This window comes from Pelagerythrobacter marensis (genome assembly GCF_036700095.1).
Taxonomy (GTDB): Bacteria; Pseudomonadota; Alphaproteobacteria; order Sphingomonadales; family Sphingomonadaceae; genus Pelagerythrobacter; species Pelagerythrobacter marensis_A.
In genome coordinates, this window is record NZ_CP144918.1 from 802,873 (window position 1) to 817,657 (window position 14,785).

General features: G+C 67.1%; 15 protein-coding genes. 10 read left to right on the forward strand and 5 right to left on the reverse strand.

What is annotated here, in order from left to right; genetic code table 11:
* Positions 1–22: 22 nt before the first annotated feature.
* Positions 23–1,246 (forward strand): NAD(P)/FAD-dependent oxidoreductase, encoded by a 1,224-nt coding sequence (locus V5F89_RS03770; protein ID WP_338446922.1) that lies wholly within the window; start codon positions 23–25, stop codon positions 1,244–1,246.
* Here V5F89_RS03770 and queG read toward each other — a convergent pair.
* On the reverse strand, positions 1,230–2,291 hold the full coding sequence (gene queG / locus V5F89_RS03775; RefSeq protein ID WP_338446923.1) for a tRNA epoxyqueuosine(34) reductase QueG: 1,062 nt from the start codon (positions 2,289–2,291) through the stop codon (positions 1,230–1,232). The genes V5F89_RS03770 and queG overlap by 17 nt on opposite strands.
* A 45-nt stretch (positions 2,292–2,336) precedes the next feature.
* Here queG and V5F89_RS03780 point away from each other — a divergent pair, with 45 nt between their 5' ends.
* Both V5F89_RS03780 and V5F89_RS03785 read left to right on the forward strand, forming a co-directional pair.
* Positions 2,337–3,329: an ABC transporter ATP-binding protein gene (locus V5F89_RS03780; protein ID WP_338446924.1), complete on the forward strand. Its 993-nt coding sequence runs from the start codon at positions 2,337–2,339 to the stop codon at positions 3,327–3,329.
* Entirely contained in the window at positions 3,326–4,555 is a 1,230-nt protein-coding gene (locus tag V5F89_RS03785; protein WP_338446925.1) for an ABC transporter permease, read from the forward strand. Before V5F89_RS03780 ends, V5F89_RS03785 begins: the two co-directional genes overlap by 4 nt.
* A 12-nt stretch (positions 4,556–4,567) precedes the next feature.
* Here the strand turns inward: V5F89_RS03785 and V5F89_RS03790 are convergent, their stop codons facing one another.
* The 4 genes from V5F89_RS03790 to V5F89_RS03805 form a co-directional block, all read right to left on the reverse strand.
* Entirely contained in the window at positions 4,568–5,290 is a 723-nt protein-coding gene (locus V5F89_RS03790; protein WP_338446926.1) for a sterol desaturase family protein, read from the reverse strand.
* 45 nt (positions 5,291–5,335) lie between these two features.
* Positions 5,336–5,863 carry a hypothetical protein gene (locus V5F89_RS03795; protein ID WP_338446927.1) on the reverse strand — a complete coding sequence of 176 codons (528 nt, stop codon included), beginning with the start codon at positions 5,861–5,863 and terminating at the stop codon, positions 5,336–5,338.
* Positions 5,864–5,955: 92 nt separating this feature from the next.
* A complete protein-coding gene (gene thiS, locus V5F89_RS03800) occupies positions 5,956–6,942 on the reverse strand; it encodes a sulfur carrier protein ThiS (RefSeq protein WP_338447507.1) in 987 nt (328 codons plus the stop codon).
* 17 nt (positions 6,943–6,959) lie between these two features.
* A complete protein-coding gene (locus V5F89_RS03805) occupies positions 6,960–7,331 on the reverse strand; it encodes a MerC domain-containing protein (RefSeq protein ID WP_338446928.1) in 372 nt (123 codons plus the stop codon).
* Positions 7,332–7,448: 117 nt separating this feature from the next.
* On the opposite strand from V5F89_RS03805, the gene V5F89_RS03810 reads away from it, so the two are divergent.
* The 7 genes from V5F89_RS03810 (at position 7,449) to V5F89_RS03840 (ending at position 14,776) form a co-directional block, all read left to right on the forward strand.
* Complete coding sequence (locus V5F89_RS03810) at positions 7,449–8,510, forward strand: COX15/CtaA family protein (protein ID WP_338446929.1); 1,062 nt, start codon at positions 7,449–7,451, stop codon at positions 8,508–8,510.
* Positions 8,507–8,842 (forward strand): divalent-cation tolerance protein CutA, encoded by a 336-nt coding sequence (gene cutA / locus V5F89_RS03815; RefSeq protein WP_338446930.1) that lies wholly within the window; start codon positions 8,507–8,509, stop codon positions 8,840–8,842. Before V5F89_RS03810 ends, cutA begins: the two co-directional genes overlap by 4 nt.
* A gap of 125 nt (positions 8,843–8,967) precedes the next feature.
* Positions 8,968–9,564, forward strand: a complete 597-nt coding sequence (locus tag V5F89_RS03820) for a hypothetical protein (protein ID WP_338446931.1) — start codon at positions 8,968–8,970, stop codon at positions 9,562–9,564.
* 134 nt (positions 9,565–9,698) lie between these two features.
* A complete protein-coding gene (rplM, locus tag V5F89_RS03825) occupies positions 9,699–10,178 on the forward strand; it encodes a 50S ribosomal protein L13 (protein WP_338446932.1) in 480 nt (159 codons plus the stop codon).
* On the forward strand, positions 10,178–10,693 hold the full coding sequence (gene rpsI, locus V5F89_RS03830; RefSeq protein WP_338446933.1) for a 30S ribosomal protein S9: 516 nt from the start codon (positions 10,178–10,180) through the stop codon (positions 10,691–10,693). Before rplM ends, rpsI begins: the two co-directional genes overlap by 1 nt.
* A gap of 199 nt (positions 10,694–10,892) precedes the next feature.
* Positions 10,893–13,733 (forward strand): TonB-dependent receptor, encoded by a 2,841-nt coding sequence (locus V5F89_RS03835; RefSeq protein ID WP_338446934.1) that lies wholly within the window; start codon positions 10,893–10,895, stop codon positions 13,731–13,733.
* Positions 13,733–14,776 (forward strand): phytase, encoded by a 1,044-nt coding sequence (locus V5F89_RS03840; RefSeq protein WP_338446935.1) that lies wholly within the window; start codon positions 13,733–13,735, stop codon positions 14,774–14,776. Before V5F89_RS03835 ends, V5F89_RS03840 begins: the two co-directional genes overlap by 1 nt.
* Positions 14,777–14,785 lie beyond the last annotated feature (9 nt).

A 14,785-nucleotide genomic window follows, 5' to 3' on the forward strand; every position in this document is an offset into this window, starting at 1 on the left:
GATTTGCCCAAACCCCCGCGACATGGATAGCGCCGACATCGTGATCGTCGGCACAGGGCATGGCGGGGCACAGGCCGCCATTGCCCTGCGCCAGAACGGATTTGCCGGCTCGATCGCCATGATCGGGCGCGACAGCGAACCGCCGTACGAGCGGCCGCCTCTGTCGAAGGAGTATCTGGCCGGGGAGAAGCCGTTCGAGCGGATATATATCCGCCCGCCGCAGTTCTGGGCCGACAAGGACGTGACGCTCCGGTTGCGGACCTCGGTGGTCGAGGTCGACCCGCACGCTCACGAACTCGTGCTCTCGGACGAGAGCCGGGTCCGCTACGGCCAGCTGATATGGGGCGCGGGCGGCGATCCGCGGCGTCTCCCCTGCCCGGGGGCCGATCTGCCCGGCGTGCATTCGGTGCGCAACCGAGCCGACGTCGACCGGATGATCGCCGAGCTCAAAGGCGGGGCACGCCGCGCGGTGGTGATCGGCGGCGGTTATATCGGGCTGGAGGCTGCGGCGGTGCTGCGCAAGCTGGGGTGCGAGGTTGCTCTGCTCGAAGCGCTCCCCCGCGTGCTCGCGCGGGTTGCGGGGGAGGAGCTGTCGCGGTTCTACGAAGCCGAACATCGCCGGCAGGGCGTCGATATCCGGTTGGAAGCCGCAGTCGAGCGGATCGAAGGGGACGACAGGGTTACCGGCGTGGCGCTCGCAGGGGGCGAGATCGTGCCGGCCGATCTGGTCGTCGTCGGGATCGGCATCGTGCCTTCGGTCGGCCCCCTGATCGCGGCGGGCGCGGCGGGCGCCAACGGAGTCGATGTCGACGAGTTCTGCCGCACCTCGCTCGACGACGTCTATGCGATCGGCGACTGCGCGGCACATGCCAATCCCTACGCCGGCGGCGCGGTGATCCGTCTCGAATCGGTGCAGAACGCCACCGACATGGCGAATGTCGCGGCAAAATCGATCTGCGGCGATCCCCGTCCTTACCAGGCGGTGCCGTGGTTCTGGTCGAACCAGTACGATCTTCGCCTGCAAACCGTCGGTCTGTCGCTCGATCACGACGAGACGGTCCTGCGCGGCGACCCGGCAGCGCGCAGGTTTTCGGTCGTCTATCTCAGCGAAGGTCGGGTGATCGCGCTCGATTGCGTCAACGCGACCAAGGATTATGCCCAGGGCCGCAAGCTGGTCGAGGCCGGGTCGAAGCCCGAGCGCGAGGCGCTGGCCGACCCGGAGATTTCGCTCAAGGCGCTGGTGTAAGCTCGCGCATGGCCCATCGGGCCGCTTCGGCGACCGCCGGATCGGGATCGTCCACCAGCGCGCGGACCGGGCCGGTCAGCGCCGGATTGCCGCTGTTGCCCGCGGCGATCAGGCAGTTGCGGACGAAGCGGTCGCGTCCGATGCGCTTGATCGGCGAGCCGGAAAAGAGCTTCCGAAAGGCCGCATCGTCGAGCGTGAGCAGCGCGTCGAGCCGGGGAGCCACCAGTTCGGCGCGCGGCAGGAACGCACGGTTGCGCGCCGCCGCGTCGGCGAACTTGTTCCACGGGCACACGGCCAGGCAATCGTCGCAGCCGTAGATGCGATTGCCGATCGCCTTGCGGAATTCGTGCGGGATCGGTCCCTTGTGCTCGATCGTGAGGTAGGAAATGCAGCGCCGGGCATCGATCCGATAGGGTTCGGGAAAGGCGTCTGTCGGGCAGGCGTCCTGACACGCACGGCACGATCCGCAGTTGTCGCGGTGCGGCGTCGCCGGTTCGAGATCGAGCGTGGTGTAGATCGCGGCGAGGAACAGCCACGACCCGTGTTCGCGGCTGACGAGGTTGGTGTGCTTGCCCTGCCACCCGATTCCCGCCGCCTCGCCCAGCGGTTTTTCCATCACCGGCGCCGTGTCGACGAAAACCTTGAGCCGGGCCTCCGGCGCGCGCGCGACGAGCCACCGCGCGAGCGCCTTCGCCGCTTTCTTGACCGTGTCGTGATAGTCGCGGCCCTGGGCATAGACCGATATGCGCGCGCGCTCCCGATCGCCCTCCAGCGCCAGGGGATCGCGATCGGGGGCATAGCTCATGCCCAGCGCGATCACGCTCTTCGCCTCGGGCCACATCGCCTGCGGGCCCTGACGCACCTCGGCGCGGTCTTCCATCCAGCCCATCGTGCCGTGGTATCCGGCCGCGATCCATTCGCGCAGGCGCCGGGCGCGTTCGGGATCGTCGGCCGCAGGGGCAATCCCGACCGCGACGAAACCCAGCCGCCGCGCCTCGGCGAGCAGGTCCTCGCGCAGTGCGGCATTTTCGCGGGCTTCGGACACGCTAACGGGTTGCTCCCTGCAATGCGCAGCGGCTACCGCGCGGATATGGAAACTGCGCTAAGCGATCCGCCCCGCGCGGGCAACGATACCGCGTCCGGTGCGCCGCTTGCAATCGAGGCGCACGGCCTGGTCAAGCGGTTCGGGGACACCACGGCCGTCGACGGGGTCGACCTCGCCGTGCCCGAAGGGGCGATCTACGGCGTGCTGGGCCCCAATGGCGCGGGCAAGACGACCACGTTGCGGATGCTGCTGGGCATTATCGACCCGGACCGGGGGGTGCGCCGGCTGTTCGGGCACGACGATCCGCACGATATCGCCGGCCTGGTCGGCTATCTGCCCGAGGAGCGCGGCCTCTACCCGGCGATGAAGGCCTGCGATGCGATCGCCTTCATGGGCGCTCTGCGCGGCATGGCGCTGTCGGACGCGCGCGAGCGGGGGCGTGTCCTGCTGGAAGATCACGGGCTCGGCCATGCGGCGGACAAGCAGATCCGCCAGCTTTCGAAAGGCATGGCGCAGACCGTGCAGTTGCTCGGCACGCTGGTGCACGATCCGCGCCTGGTCATCCTGGACGAGCCGTTCTCCGGCCTCGACGCGATCAACCAGGGCAAGCTGGAAGTGCTGATCCGCGGGCTGGCGGAGCGCGGCACCACGGTGATCTTCTCGACCCATGTCATCGCCCATGCGGAGCGCCTGTGCGAAGGCGTGGCGATCATTGCCGGGGGCAGGGTGCCCTATGCCGGCTCGGTCGACGCCGCGCGCGACCGCATTCCGGCGCGCGTCCGCCTCGAAACCCGCGCGCACGAAGGGCGCTGGCGCGAAGCCTTGCCGGCCGACGCGCGGCGCGAAGGCGATTTCTGGTATTTCTCCCTCCCCGAAACGGGTATCGAACCGCTGCTGCGCGCGCTGATCGAAGGGGAGGCCGGCATACTTTCGCTATCGATCGAGCGTGCCGGGCTGCACGATGCCTTCGTCCATATCGCGGGCGAGGCGGCGGCACGCGCGCTGGAGGAAGAGAGCGCGGCGGGAGGGGCATCGTGACCGGCCCCTTGCCCGGCCGGCGTTCGCGGCTGCCGCTCTGGCGCGCGGCATGGGTGATCGCCCGGCGCGATTTCACCGCGATCCTGTTTTCGAAGGCCTTCCTGTTCTTCCTGGTCGGGCCGCTGTTCTTTATCGGCATCAGCGGCGCGGCGGGCGCGCTCAGCGCCCAGGCGGTCGACAGCGCGCAGAACCCGCGGCTGGCGGTGGCGCTCTCGGCCGCGGAAGGACGCGCCTTTGCGGCGGCTCATGGGCGCCTGGCCGAACTGGTCCGCCTGCCCGAGATCGAGGTGGTCGATCCCGCCGAAGCGACCGATGCGGACAGTCTGCTGGCCGACGACGGACGCAATTTCGGCGCCGTTCTCGATGGAACGCTCGCGGCGCCGCGGCTGATCGGAACCGAGGAGCGGATAGAGGACTGGCGCGGGCGCGTGGCGCTGGTGGCGGCAGAAGCGAGCGGCGCCTCGGCGGCGGACTATCCGTCGGTTGCGCTGGCCCCGACCGCCGCCACGGTCGCCAGCAAGCGCAGCGCCAATGCCGCGACCGCCACGGCCGGGCTGACGCTGCTGTTCCTGCTGACGATGCTGCTGGCAGGCATGGTCATGTCGAACCTGGTGGAGGAGAAGGGCAACAAGATCATCGAGATCCTCGCCGCGGCGATCCCGATGGACGCGGTTTTCTTCGGCAAGCTCTTCGCCATGCTGGCGGTCAGCTTCGTCGGGATCGCGATCTGGGGAAGTGCCGCGGGGGCGATCGTCGTGGCGACCGGGGTGCTCGACGATTTCTCTCCGCCCGCCGTGGGCTGGCCGGCGTTCGCCGCGCTATTTCTCGTCTATTTCGCGATGGCCTATCTCCTGATCGGCTCGATCTTCCTCACGATCGGATCGATGGCGCCGACGGTGCGCGACGTTCAGACGATGTCGATGCCGGCAACGATCCTGCAGCTCCTGGTGTTCTTCCTCGCCAGCTTCGCGATGACCGACGTCGGCTCGCCGGTGGAACTGTTCGCGGTGATCTTTCCGCTCAGCTCGCCATACGCGATGGTCGCGCGCGCGGCGCAGGAACCGGCGCTGTGGCCCCACGCCCTCGCCCTGGCCTGGCAAGTGCTGGCGGTCGTGGTTTTCGTTCGCTTCGGGGCGCGCCTGTTCCGCCGGCGGGTGATGAAATCGGGACCTGCGCCGGCCAAGGGCGGCCGGGGGCTGTGGGCAAGGTTCGCCGGGCGGCGATAGCGGCCGGCCCGCTCAACGCGCGAAGCGGTCGGACAGGCCCCGATCGGTGCCGCAAAGGCGATCCCAGAAGCGGAAATAGAGGCCGTAGTTGCAGGCATAGCGCTCGTGATGGCGCTGGTGGTGGCTGGCGGTGATCAGCCAGTCGCCCACGCGCGAGCGCAGGAGCGCGCGCGGAAACATTTCCCAGCCCATGTGATTGGTCACGCCCATCACGGTCATGATCGCGAGCACGATGCCCAGCACGGCCACATGGATCGGGATAAGGAAGACGAGTGCGGGGATCACCACCGCTCCCGTTACCGCCTCCAGCGGGTGAAAACTCATCGCGGCCCAGGCCGTCGGCGGGCGGCTGGCATGGTGGACCGCATGGGCGAGCCGAAAGAGGCGCGGCCGGTGCATCCAGCGGTGCGTCCAGTAAAACCAGGTATCGTGCGCGAGGAGACAGGCGAACAGCGAAAGCGGCATGACCCACAGGGGATAGGCCAGCGGGTCGGCATAGATCAGCGTCCACCCGTGCGCCTGCCAGCCCCAGGCGACGATCCCGGCAGGCAGGCCGTAGATCGCGGCCGACAGCAGCGACCAGCCGATCTCCCGCCGGATCTGCGGGCCGAGCGAGTCGTAGAGCCCCGGGCGCAGGCGTGTCGTCGCCCATGCGAACAGCCCGCTCGTCGCGAGATAGCGCAGGGCGACGATGGCGATCATCGCCAGGGCGGAAAGAAGGGCAGCGGCAATCATGGCCGGGCGCACTATGCCCGAAGGTGTCGCGCCGGGCGACAGGTTTCAGGCCGCCTCGCGCTCGATATATTCGGGGTAGAAGGCCGGTGCGCGGTCGGACCAGGCGGGGGCGGTGGCGGCGGCTTCGCTGAGCGACTGGAGCAGGATCTTGCGCCGGCCCGGCTTGATCTGCGGCAGCGCGCCGGCGGCGCAGAACGCGCTCGGCAGCCAAGGGCGGGCCTCGGGGCCGATCAGTCGTTCATAGAGGAAGCGAAAGGCGGAAAAGCACTCGATCCGTTCCTGCGCCAGATCGAAAGCGGCCACACGGGTGAGCTTGCCGATGAAGTCTTCGATCCCGTCCAGCCCGCTTTCCACGGGGATCGTGGCGCGCAGGACCTTCAGTTCCTGATAGGCGACGTACTGGCTGCGGATCGCAGCGCTTTCGCCGGCATCGCGCGCCCAGCGCTTGAACGCGTCCTGGCGGCCCAGCCCGATATCGAGGCTGCGGCGGATATAGCGCTGCTCGGCAGGCGTGAAGCTCGCGAACTCGCGCATTTCGGCGATAGTGAGCGATGCAGTGGCGGCCTTGGGCATAGTGCGGTTCCCTGTTGCACCGCCCACCATCGCCGGACTTGGTTAAATTGGGGTTAGCCTTGGGCTCCGCGCCGTCTCAACGAAAACGACCCTCAGATCAAACCGGCGAGCGGGCTCGACGGATCGGCGTATTTGCGGGTCGCCATGCGTCCGGCGAGATAGGCGTCCCGCCCCGCCTCGACCGCCAGCTTCATCGCACGGGCCATGCGGAGCGGATCTTTCGCCTCGGCGATCGCGGTGTTCATCAGCACCCCGTCGCAGCCGAGTTCCATCGCGACGGCCGCGTCGCTTGCCGTGCCCACGCCCGCGTCGACCAGCACCGGCACGCTGGCGCCTTCGACGATGAGACGGATCGTCACCCGGTTCTGAATGCCCAGACCCGACCCGATCGGCGCGCCCAGAGGCATGACCGCGACCGCCCCGGCGTCTTCGAGCTGCTTGGCCGCGATCGGATCGTCGACGCAATAGACCATCGGCAGAAACCCCTCCTTCGCGAGGACCTCGGTGGCTTTCAGGGTCTCGCGCATATCGGGATAGAGGGTTCGCGCCTCACCCAGAACCTCCAGCTTCACGAGGTCCCATCCGCCGGCCTCGCGCGCCAGCCGCAGCGTGCGGATCGCTTCGTCGGCGGTGAAGCACCCGGCGGTGTTGGGCAGGTAGGTGATCTTTTTGGGGTCGATGAAATCGGTCAGCATCGGCGCCTTGGGGTCGCTCACGTTGACCCGGCGGACGGCGACGGTGACGATCTCCGCGCCAGAGGCTTCGAGCGCGGCGGCGTTCTGCTGGAAATCCTTGTATTTGCCGGTCCCGACGATCAGCCGCGAGCGAAACGTGCGGCCGGCGACCGTCCAGCTGTCATCCGATGCCGCCTGGCCGCCGCCGACGAAATGAACGATTTCCAGCGTATCGCCATCGGCGAGCGGCGCCTCGTCCAGTGTCGAGCGGGGCACGATCTCGCCATTGCGCTCGACCGCGACCTTTTCCGGCGCAAGATCGAGTTCGCGCACGAGAGCGGCGATCGTGGGGGCGGAAGTGCGGCGGGTTTCGCCGTTGACGGTGAGAGTGAGCATGGCGGCCATGCCCGGCGAGATAGCGCTCAATCCGCGCGGCGCAAGTTCAGCAGGTGCCCGAGCGCGACGAGCGCCACGCCGATCACGGTCAGAACGGCCTCCCCCGCGCCATGGGGCATCGCCAGCGCTCCGCCCATGAACGTCAGGCCCATCATCGCGGTCACGAACGGGACCGGGCGGCGATGGGTCAGTGCGCCCCAGCCGATCGCCACGGCGGCGATCACCAGCGCGATGGCGAGGCCGACCCGGTGGAATGCAGGGGCGAGCAGGAACTCGGCGCCGATCCCGAGGGCCGAAACGATCGCGATGGACGCGATGCAATGAACGACGCACAGCCCCGACAGCATGATGCCGGCGCGATCGAGCTTCGCACGAATCGGGGTTTTTTGCGCATCCATGGACGAACGTCATGTATGTGACGGTGTAACATTGCGCAAGAGCAAATTGGGCCGGCGCTGCGGCCTTCGGTCGGAAGGTCTTGAGATTCGGCGGTCGCCGTCGCATCAGGCGCACCCATGGCCGTTCCCGAAAGTCCCGACCCGGTTGCATCCGCAACATCGCCCGACACCGCCCGCCCGGCTGCGCTGGCGCGCTGGCTATGGTTCGTCGCCTGGCTGATCGTTGCGATCGTGGTGGTCGGCGGGATCACCCGCCTGACCGAATCGGGGCTGTCGATCACCGAGTGGAAGCCGGTTACCGGCGCGATCTCGCCACTGAACGAAGCGCAATGGCAGGCCGAGTTCGAGGCTTACCAGCAGATCGGCGAGTACCGTCATATCACCGGGCCCGCCGGGATGACGCTGGCCGATTACAAGTTCATCTACTTCTGGGAATGGGCGCATCGCCTGATCGGACGCATCATCGGCCTTGCATTCGCGCTGCCGCTGGCGTGGTTCTGGATCCGCGGGGCGATCCCGTCCGGGTACAAGCCACGGCTTGTCGCCTTGCTCGCGCTGGGCGGGCTTCAGGGGGCGTTCGGCTGGTTCATGGTCCGTTCGGGCCTGTCGGAGGAAGTGACCGACGTCAGCCATTTCTGGCTTTCGATCCACCTGCTCACCGCGTTGTTGACCCTGGGGGCAGTGGTCTGGACCGCGCTCGATTTCGGCCGGCTGGCCCGGATACCGGATGCGCGCGCGCCGCGTTTTGGCCGGCTGGCCTGGCTGGTCGGCTCGATCGTGTTCGTCCAGCTCCTCCTCGGCGCCTGGGTGGCCGGTCTCGACGCCGGCCACGCATCCGATACCTGGCCGCTGATGCAGGGGCGCCTGGTGCCGGAATTCGACATGTCGCGCGGGTTCTGGTGGGCGCTGACCCACGATCCCTTTCTGATCCATTTCCTCCATCGCTGGTGGGCCTGGGTCGCCGTTGCCGCGCTGATCGTGCTTGCGCGCAAGGTGCGCCCGTTCGAACGACGCGCCTCGGTCGCGATCCATGCCGCGTTCGGCACCCAGATCGTGCTCGGCATTGCGACCGTGTGGACGGGCGTTTCGCTGTGGGTCGCGACCGCGCACCAGTTCGTCGGCGCCCTGCTGGTCGTGGCCACTGCCTGGGGCCTTCACATCGTCGGGAGGCGGCGTTGAGCGCGCTCGTCTGGTGTCCTTGCCCCGACGAGCGCACCGCCATGGCGCTCGCCCGCCAGCTGGTGGAAGAGGATCTGGCGGCGTGCGGGAACGCGATCGGCCCGATGCGGTCCGTGTTCGCATGGAACGGCACGGTGGAGGAATCGCGCGAATGCGGCCTGCTGCTCAAGACCCATGCGCGCGTGCTGGATCGCGCGGTGGCGCGGCTCGAAGCGCTGCATCCGTATGACGAGCCGGCCGTGCTCGGCTGGCGCTGCGAGGCGGCGGGCGCGGCCACCGCAGCCTGGCTCGCCGCTCTCGGGACCGATATGCCGGAGGGCGACGGGCCATGAAGGCAGCAGGTTCGACGCGGTGGATTCTTGCCGCACTCGCGCTGTTCGCAGCCGCAGGGCCTGCATCGCTAGCCGCCCGGGATACAGAGCGCGCGCCGGCCGCTTTCGTCGCCCCGGCAGAACCGATGAAGCTGACCCGCGTTCTGGAACGCCGCCTGGGGGATGGTCAGGCGATCGTGGTCTCGCGCAGCTGGCGCGTCCGTTTCGTGCCGCATGCGGGCGGATACCGGGTCGAGGGCGAACAGATCGCCGTTGCGGTCGAAACGCCGCCCCGCCTGGCGCGACTGGCGGAGGTGGAACGCAACAAGCCGCAGGGGGGCGATTTTCCGATCCTGCTCGACGCTGCGGGCCGGATCGTGGGCAACGCCTCGGGCAGCCTCCCGGCAATTCCGGGCCTGGGGGAAGCTGTCCGGGCGTTCGTCGCCGACCGCGACGATGCGCGCCGGGACGAGGCCCTGCAATATGTTGCGGCCGTGCAGCAGGCGGGGGCGGCGATGGCGAGCCGCTGGCCGCCCGATCTGTTCTTCCCGGCCGCTTCGCGCGAGGAACGGCGCGAACTGCCTTTGCCCGGCGGCGGCGAAGGCGCGGTGCAGGTCCGCTTCGAAGGGACGCTGGACGGCACGGGTAAACGGCTCGCCACGGCGCGCCGCCGGATCGTGACCCGGGTGGGAGAGAGCGAGCGGATCTCGCTCGAAACCTGGCGGCTCGAACCTCTCGATTGACGCCAAGGTATTATTTTACCTCTACCAAAAGGCGCGGATTTGCTTGACTTCGGAAGGGTGAGGCGACAAATGCGCCGCTCTCGCGGCTGCCCCGGCAGATTCGCGGCGAGCAACATTTCGAAGGAATTCAAGCCATGAAGGCGCTCCACAAGAGCACCCGGTCGATCAAGCCGGCCGAGGTCGAGAAGAAATGGCATCTGATCGACGCCGAGGGGCTGGTCGTCGGCCGCCTCGCCTCGATCATCGCCAATATCCTGCGCGGCAAGCACAAGCCGAGCTACACCCCGCATGTCGATTGCGGCGATCACGTGATCGTGATCAACGCCGACAAGGTGCGTTTCACCGGCAACAAGCTGGGCGACAAGGTCTATTACAAGCACACCGGGTACGTTGGCGGGATCAAGGAAACGACCCCGGCCAAAGTGCTCGAAGGCCGTTTCCCCGAGCGCGTTCTGGAAAAGGCGGTCGAGCGGATGATTCCGCGCGGGCCGCTGGGCCGCCAGCAGATGAAGGCGCTGCACCTCTATGCCGGCACCGAGCATCCCCATGACGGGCAGAAGCCCGAAGTGCTCGACGTCGCCTCGATGAACCGCAAGAACAAGGTGTCCGCATAATGGCTGACGAGAAGAACACCGTGTCCGATCTGTCGGACCTCAAGGACATCGCCGGCGACGCGCCCGAAGGCGACGCCGCGACGATCGCGGAAAGCACCGCGCCGCTGCGCGAGCAGGAGCTGGACCAGCACGGTCGCGCCTATGCCACCGGGCGCCGCAAGGACGCCGTCGCCCGCGTCTGGATCAAGCCGGGCAAGGGCACGATCACCGTCAACGGCAAGGATCAGGAAACCTATTTTGCGCGCCCGACGCTGCGCCTGATCATCAACCAGCCGTTTGCGATCACCGATCGCGTGGGGCAGTTCGATGTGATCGCCACCGTCAAGGGCGGCGGGCTTTCGGGTCAGGCCGGTGCGGTCAAGCATGGCATTTCGCAAGCGCTCGCGAAATACGAGCCGGCGCTGCGCTCCACGGTCAAGGCCGCCGGTTTCCTCACCCGCGACAGCCGCGTGGTCGAACGCAAGAAGTATGGCCGGGCCAAGGCTCGCCGCAGCTTCCAGTTCTCGAAGCGTTAAACCGCTTCGGTTCGAATACCGGACGAATCGCGAAGGGCGGCCCCAAGGGTCGCCCTTTTCGTATGGTTCCGGGAGGGGCGATCACGCCGGCACCGGTGGAATCCGGCGCACAGTCTTCTTTCTGTCACGCGATCGCCATTCACCGGTAACAGTGCGCGACTAGCCGCCCGTCCAGATCGGTTCTGGAGGGCAAGTTTCAATGAACATCCGCAAGCGCTGTCTCGTTTCATCCGCCGGCATTGCGCTGGCGGCGACTTTCGCGACGCCGGCCATCGCCGGCGACATCGTCGGCACGGTGCTCGACGCCAGCGAAACGATCGCGCTCCAGGCTGCGCAAGTTCGCATCGTCGAACTCGACCGGGTGGCCACCACCCAGCGCGACGGCAGCTTCCTCTTCGCCGACGTGCCGGCCGGCGAATATACGCTGGAAGTCACCTATGTCGGCGCCCCGACCGTCCGCCAGGCCGTCAGCGTGCCGGCCGACCGGTTCGTGCGCGCCGATATCCTCCTCGGCGGCGACAGTTCGCGCGAGATCCTCGTCGTCGGCCAGAGCGCCAATCTCGCCAGCGCCCTGTCGCGCAAGCGTGGCAACGATGGGGTCAGCGACGTGCTGACTCGCGATGCGATCGGCCAGTTCCCCGACCAGAACGTCGCCGAATCGCTGCGCCGCCTGCCCGGCGTCAATGTGTTGAACGACCAGGGCGAAGGCCGCTTCGTCTCGGTCCGCGGCCTCGACCCGGAACTCAACGCAACCTCGCTCAACGGCGTGCGCCTGCCCGCCCCCGAATCCGACGTACGCTCGGTCGCCCTCGACGTAATCTCCAGCGACATCATCGAATCGATCGAGATCAAGAAGTCGCTGACGCCCGACATGGACGCGGACACGATCGGCGCCTCGATCGAGATCGAGACCACCAGCGCCTTCGACCGCAGGAAGGACCTTCTGACCGCCAAGGTCGAAGGCAGCTACAACGATTACGCCGATCACGTCTCACCCAAGGGCAGCATCGATTTCGCAGCCAGGATCAGCGACAATTTCGGCGTCTCGGGCGGTGTGTCCTACTACAAGCGCAAGTTCGAGACCGACAATGTCGAGGCCGATGGCTGGGTGGAGGCGGACGACGGCATTTTCGCGCAGGAAGTGCAGTATCGCGACTACGACGTGGAGCGGGAGCGCATCAGCGCGACGCTCAACTTCGATGTTCGCGCATCGGATACCACCAAGCTTTATGCGCGCGGCGTGTGGAGCCAGTTCGACGATCAGGAATACCGCCGCCGGACGACATTCGACCTCGGCGATTTCGAAGAGGACAGCCCGCCGGTGATCGACGGCATGACCGCGACATTCGACGACGGCGAGGAGGAATATACCGTTGAACGCGACATCAAGGATCGCTTCGAACGCCAGCGTATTCGCTCCGTTGCGATCGGCGGCGAAACCGATACGGGCGGCTGGGTCGCGAAATACTCCGCCAGCTACGCGAAATCGAGCGAGATCGAGCGCGGATCGCTCGACACCACGCAGTTCGAGCGCGACTTCGACGGCGACGGACTGATCACCACGTTCGACTATTCCGATCCCCGCGTGCCCCTTTATCAGGTGTCCGGCAATGTCGACGCGTTTACCGACGCGTCGGAATACCCGCTCAACGATGTCGAATATACGCGGCTTTCCGCTTCGCAGGACGAGGAATGGGCCGCCAGGCTGGATCTTGCGCGCAACATCATCACCGACAGCGGCACGTTCACGGTGCAGGGCGGCCTGAAAGGCCGCTGGCGGGACAAGCGTTACAACAAGGACGTCGAGTTCTACGAACTTGACGGTTACACGCTGGCCGATGTCCTGGGCAAAGGGCAGACCTATCGTCTGACCGATATCTCGCCCGTCGCCGATTACACGCGGCCCACGCAGTTCTTCCACGACAACTTCGACCAGTTCGCGCTCGTGGAGGCCGATTCGCAATTCGATTCCGCTGTTGAAGACTATTCGATCTCCGAAGATGTCCTCGCCGGCTACCTGCTCGGCCGTTGGGACAGTGCGACGCTGCGCGTGATCGGCGGCGTGCGGTACGAGCGCACGAAGAACGACATCGTCGGCAACAATGTCCTCCTGGTGGAAGAAGGCGGCCAGCTTCCGGGCGGGGGCGAGGCCGAGGAGGATACCGTGCTGGTGACGCCGGTGGCTTCCGAACGCGATTACGACCACTGGCTGCCCAGCCTCACCGTCCGCTTCGAGCCGCAGACCGACCTCGTCCTGCGCGCGGCGGCCTATCGCAGCCTGGTGCGGCCGAAGCTGTCGAAGCTGCCGCCGCGCTTCGTGGTGGAGGAAAACGACGAGGGCGAGCGCGAGGGCGCGTTCGGCAATCCCGACCTGCTCCCTTACGAAGCGTGGAATTTCGACGCCTCGGCCGAATATTACTTCTCGGGCAACGGGGCCGTTTCGGCAGCGGTCTTCTACAAGGATATCAAGAATTTCATCGTCGATACCGTGCGCGAGGACGGCGAATACCGGGGCATTGCCTTCGACCAGGCGGAAATTCCGATCAACGGCGAGAGCGCCGAGGTCTTCGGCGCCGAGTTCTCGATTTCGCAGAAGCTCGACATGTTGCCGTCGCCGCTCGACGGCCTGCTGGTGCAGGCCAACTACACATATACCGACGCGACGGGCCGCGTCCCCATCGATGGCGATCCTGACGACTTGCGCGGGATCATGCTGCCGGCAACCTCGAAGCACACCGCGAACATCGCGCTCGGTTACGAGAAGGGCCCGGTCAGCCTGCGGCTTGCCGGCACCTATCGCGACAAGTACCTCGACGAGCTAGGCGACGACGCGACGGAAGACCGGCTGGTCGACGACCACTTCCAGCTCGATCTGAGCGCGAAATACCGCGTCAACGACAATGTTCAGGTCTTCTACGAATGGGTGAACATCAACAACGCGAAATATTTCGCTTACAACACCCTGGGCGCGCGCAAGAACCTCTACCAGTTCGAGGAATATGGCTGGACGATGAAACTCGGCGCGCGAGTGAACTTCTGATGCGGGGCGCGGCAATCTCCCTCTCGCTCGTTGCGCTGCTGACCGCAGGGTGCGCGACAACGCCGATCGTGGGCGATCCGGCGGTCCCGGTCGCGGCCACGGCCGAGACCGAGCCGGTCGGCACCGCCAACGCCGATGCTGCCGACGATCCGGCGATCTGGCGCAATGCAGCCGATCCTGCGGCGAGCCTGATCGTCGCGACCGACAAGAAGGCCGGCCTCTACGTATACGACCTGGACGGCAAGGTGCGGCACTTCCTCGCCGGCGGCCGGCTCAACAATGTCGACCTGGTCGAACTGCCCGACGGGACGGTGATCGTCGGCGCGAGCGAGCGGACCGATCCGGCCAATGCCAAAGTGGCATTGTTCACGCTCGATACGGCCAGCGGCACGCTGGCGCGGGTCGCGACGATCGATGTCGGCCCGGGCGAAGGCTATGGCTTCTGCATGGGGCCGGGGCGCGGCGGCGCCGATGCAATGCTCTATTCGCCGGTCAAGGACGGTTCGCTCCACGGGCAGGCGCTGCGCTGGAACGCCGGCCGACCGAGCGTGGAGACGGTGTTCCGGCACAAGCTTGCGACCCAGCCCGAAGGATGCGTCGTCGATCCGCGCGACGGCACGCTCTACGTGGGCGAAGAGATGGCCGGCATCTGGCGCTTCCGCATGGACGGCACGCCGGGCGAGCTGGTGGCTTCGATCGATAACGCGATGCTGGTGGCCGATGTCGAAGGCCTGGCGATTGCGCCCGAGGGGGCCGATGGCGGGCTGCTGGTCGCGTCGAGCCAGGGTGACAACGCCTTTGCGGTATACCGCCTTCCCGGCATGGAGCCGGTCGGCCGATTCCGCATCGCCGCCGGTGCGCTCGGCGGCGCCGAGGAAACCGACGGGATCGATCTCGCGCTCGGCGATTTCGGGCCGGAGTTCCCCGCGGGTCTGTTCGTGGCGCAGGACGGCGTGAACGCCCCTGCCGCGCAGAACTTCAAGCTCGTTCGGTGGGACAGCGTGCTCCGGGCGCTGGCGGAAGAGGCCGGTCCGGCCGACTGAGGGCACCCG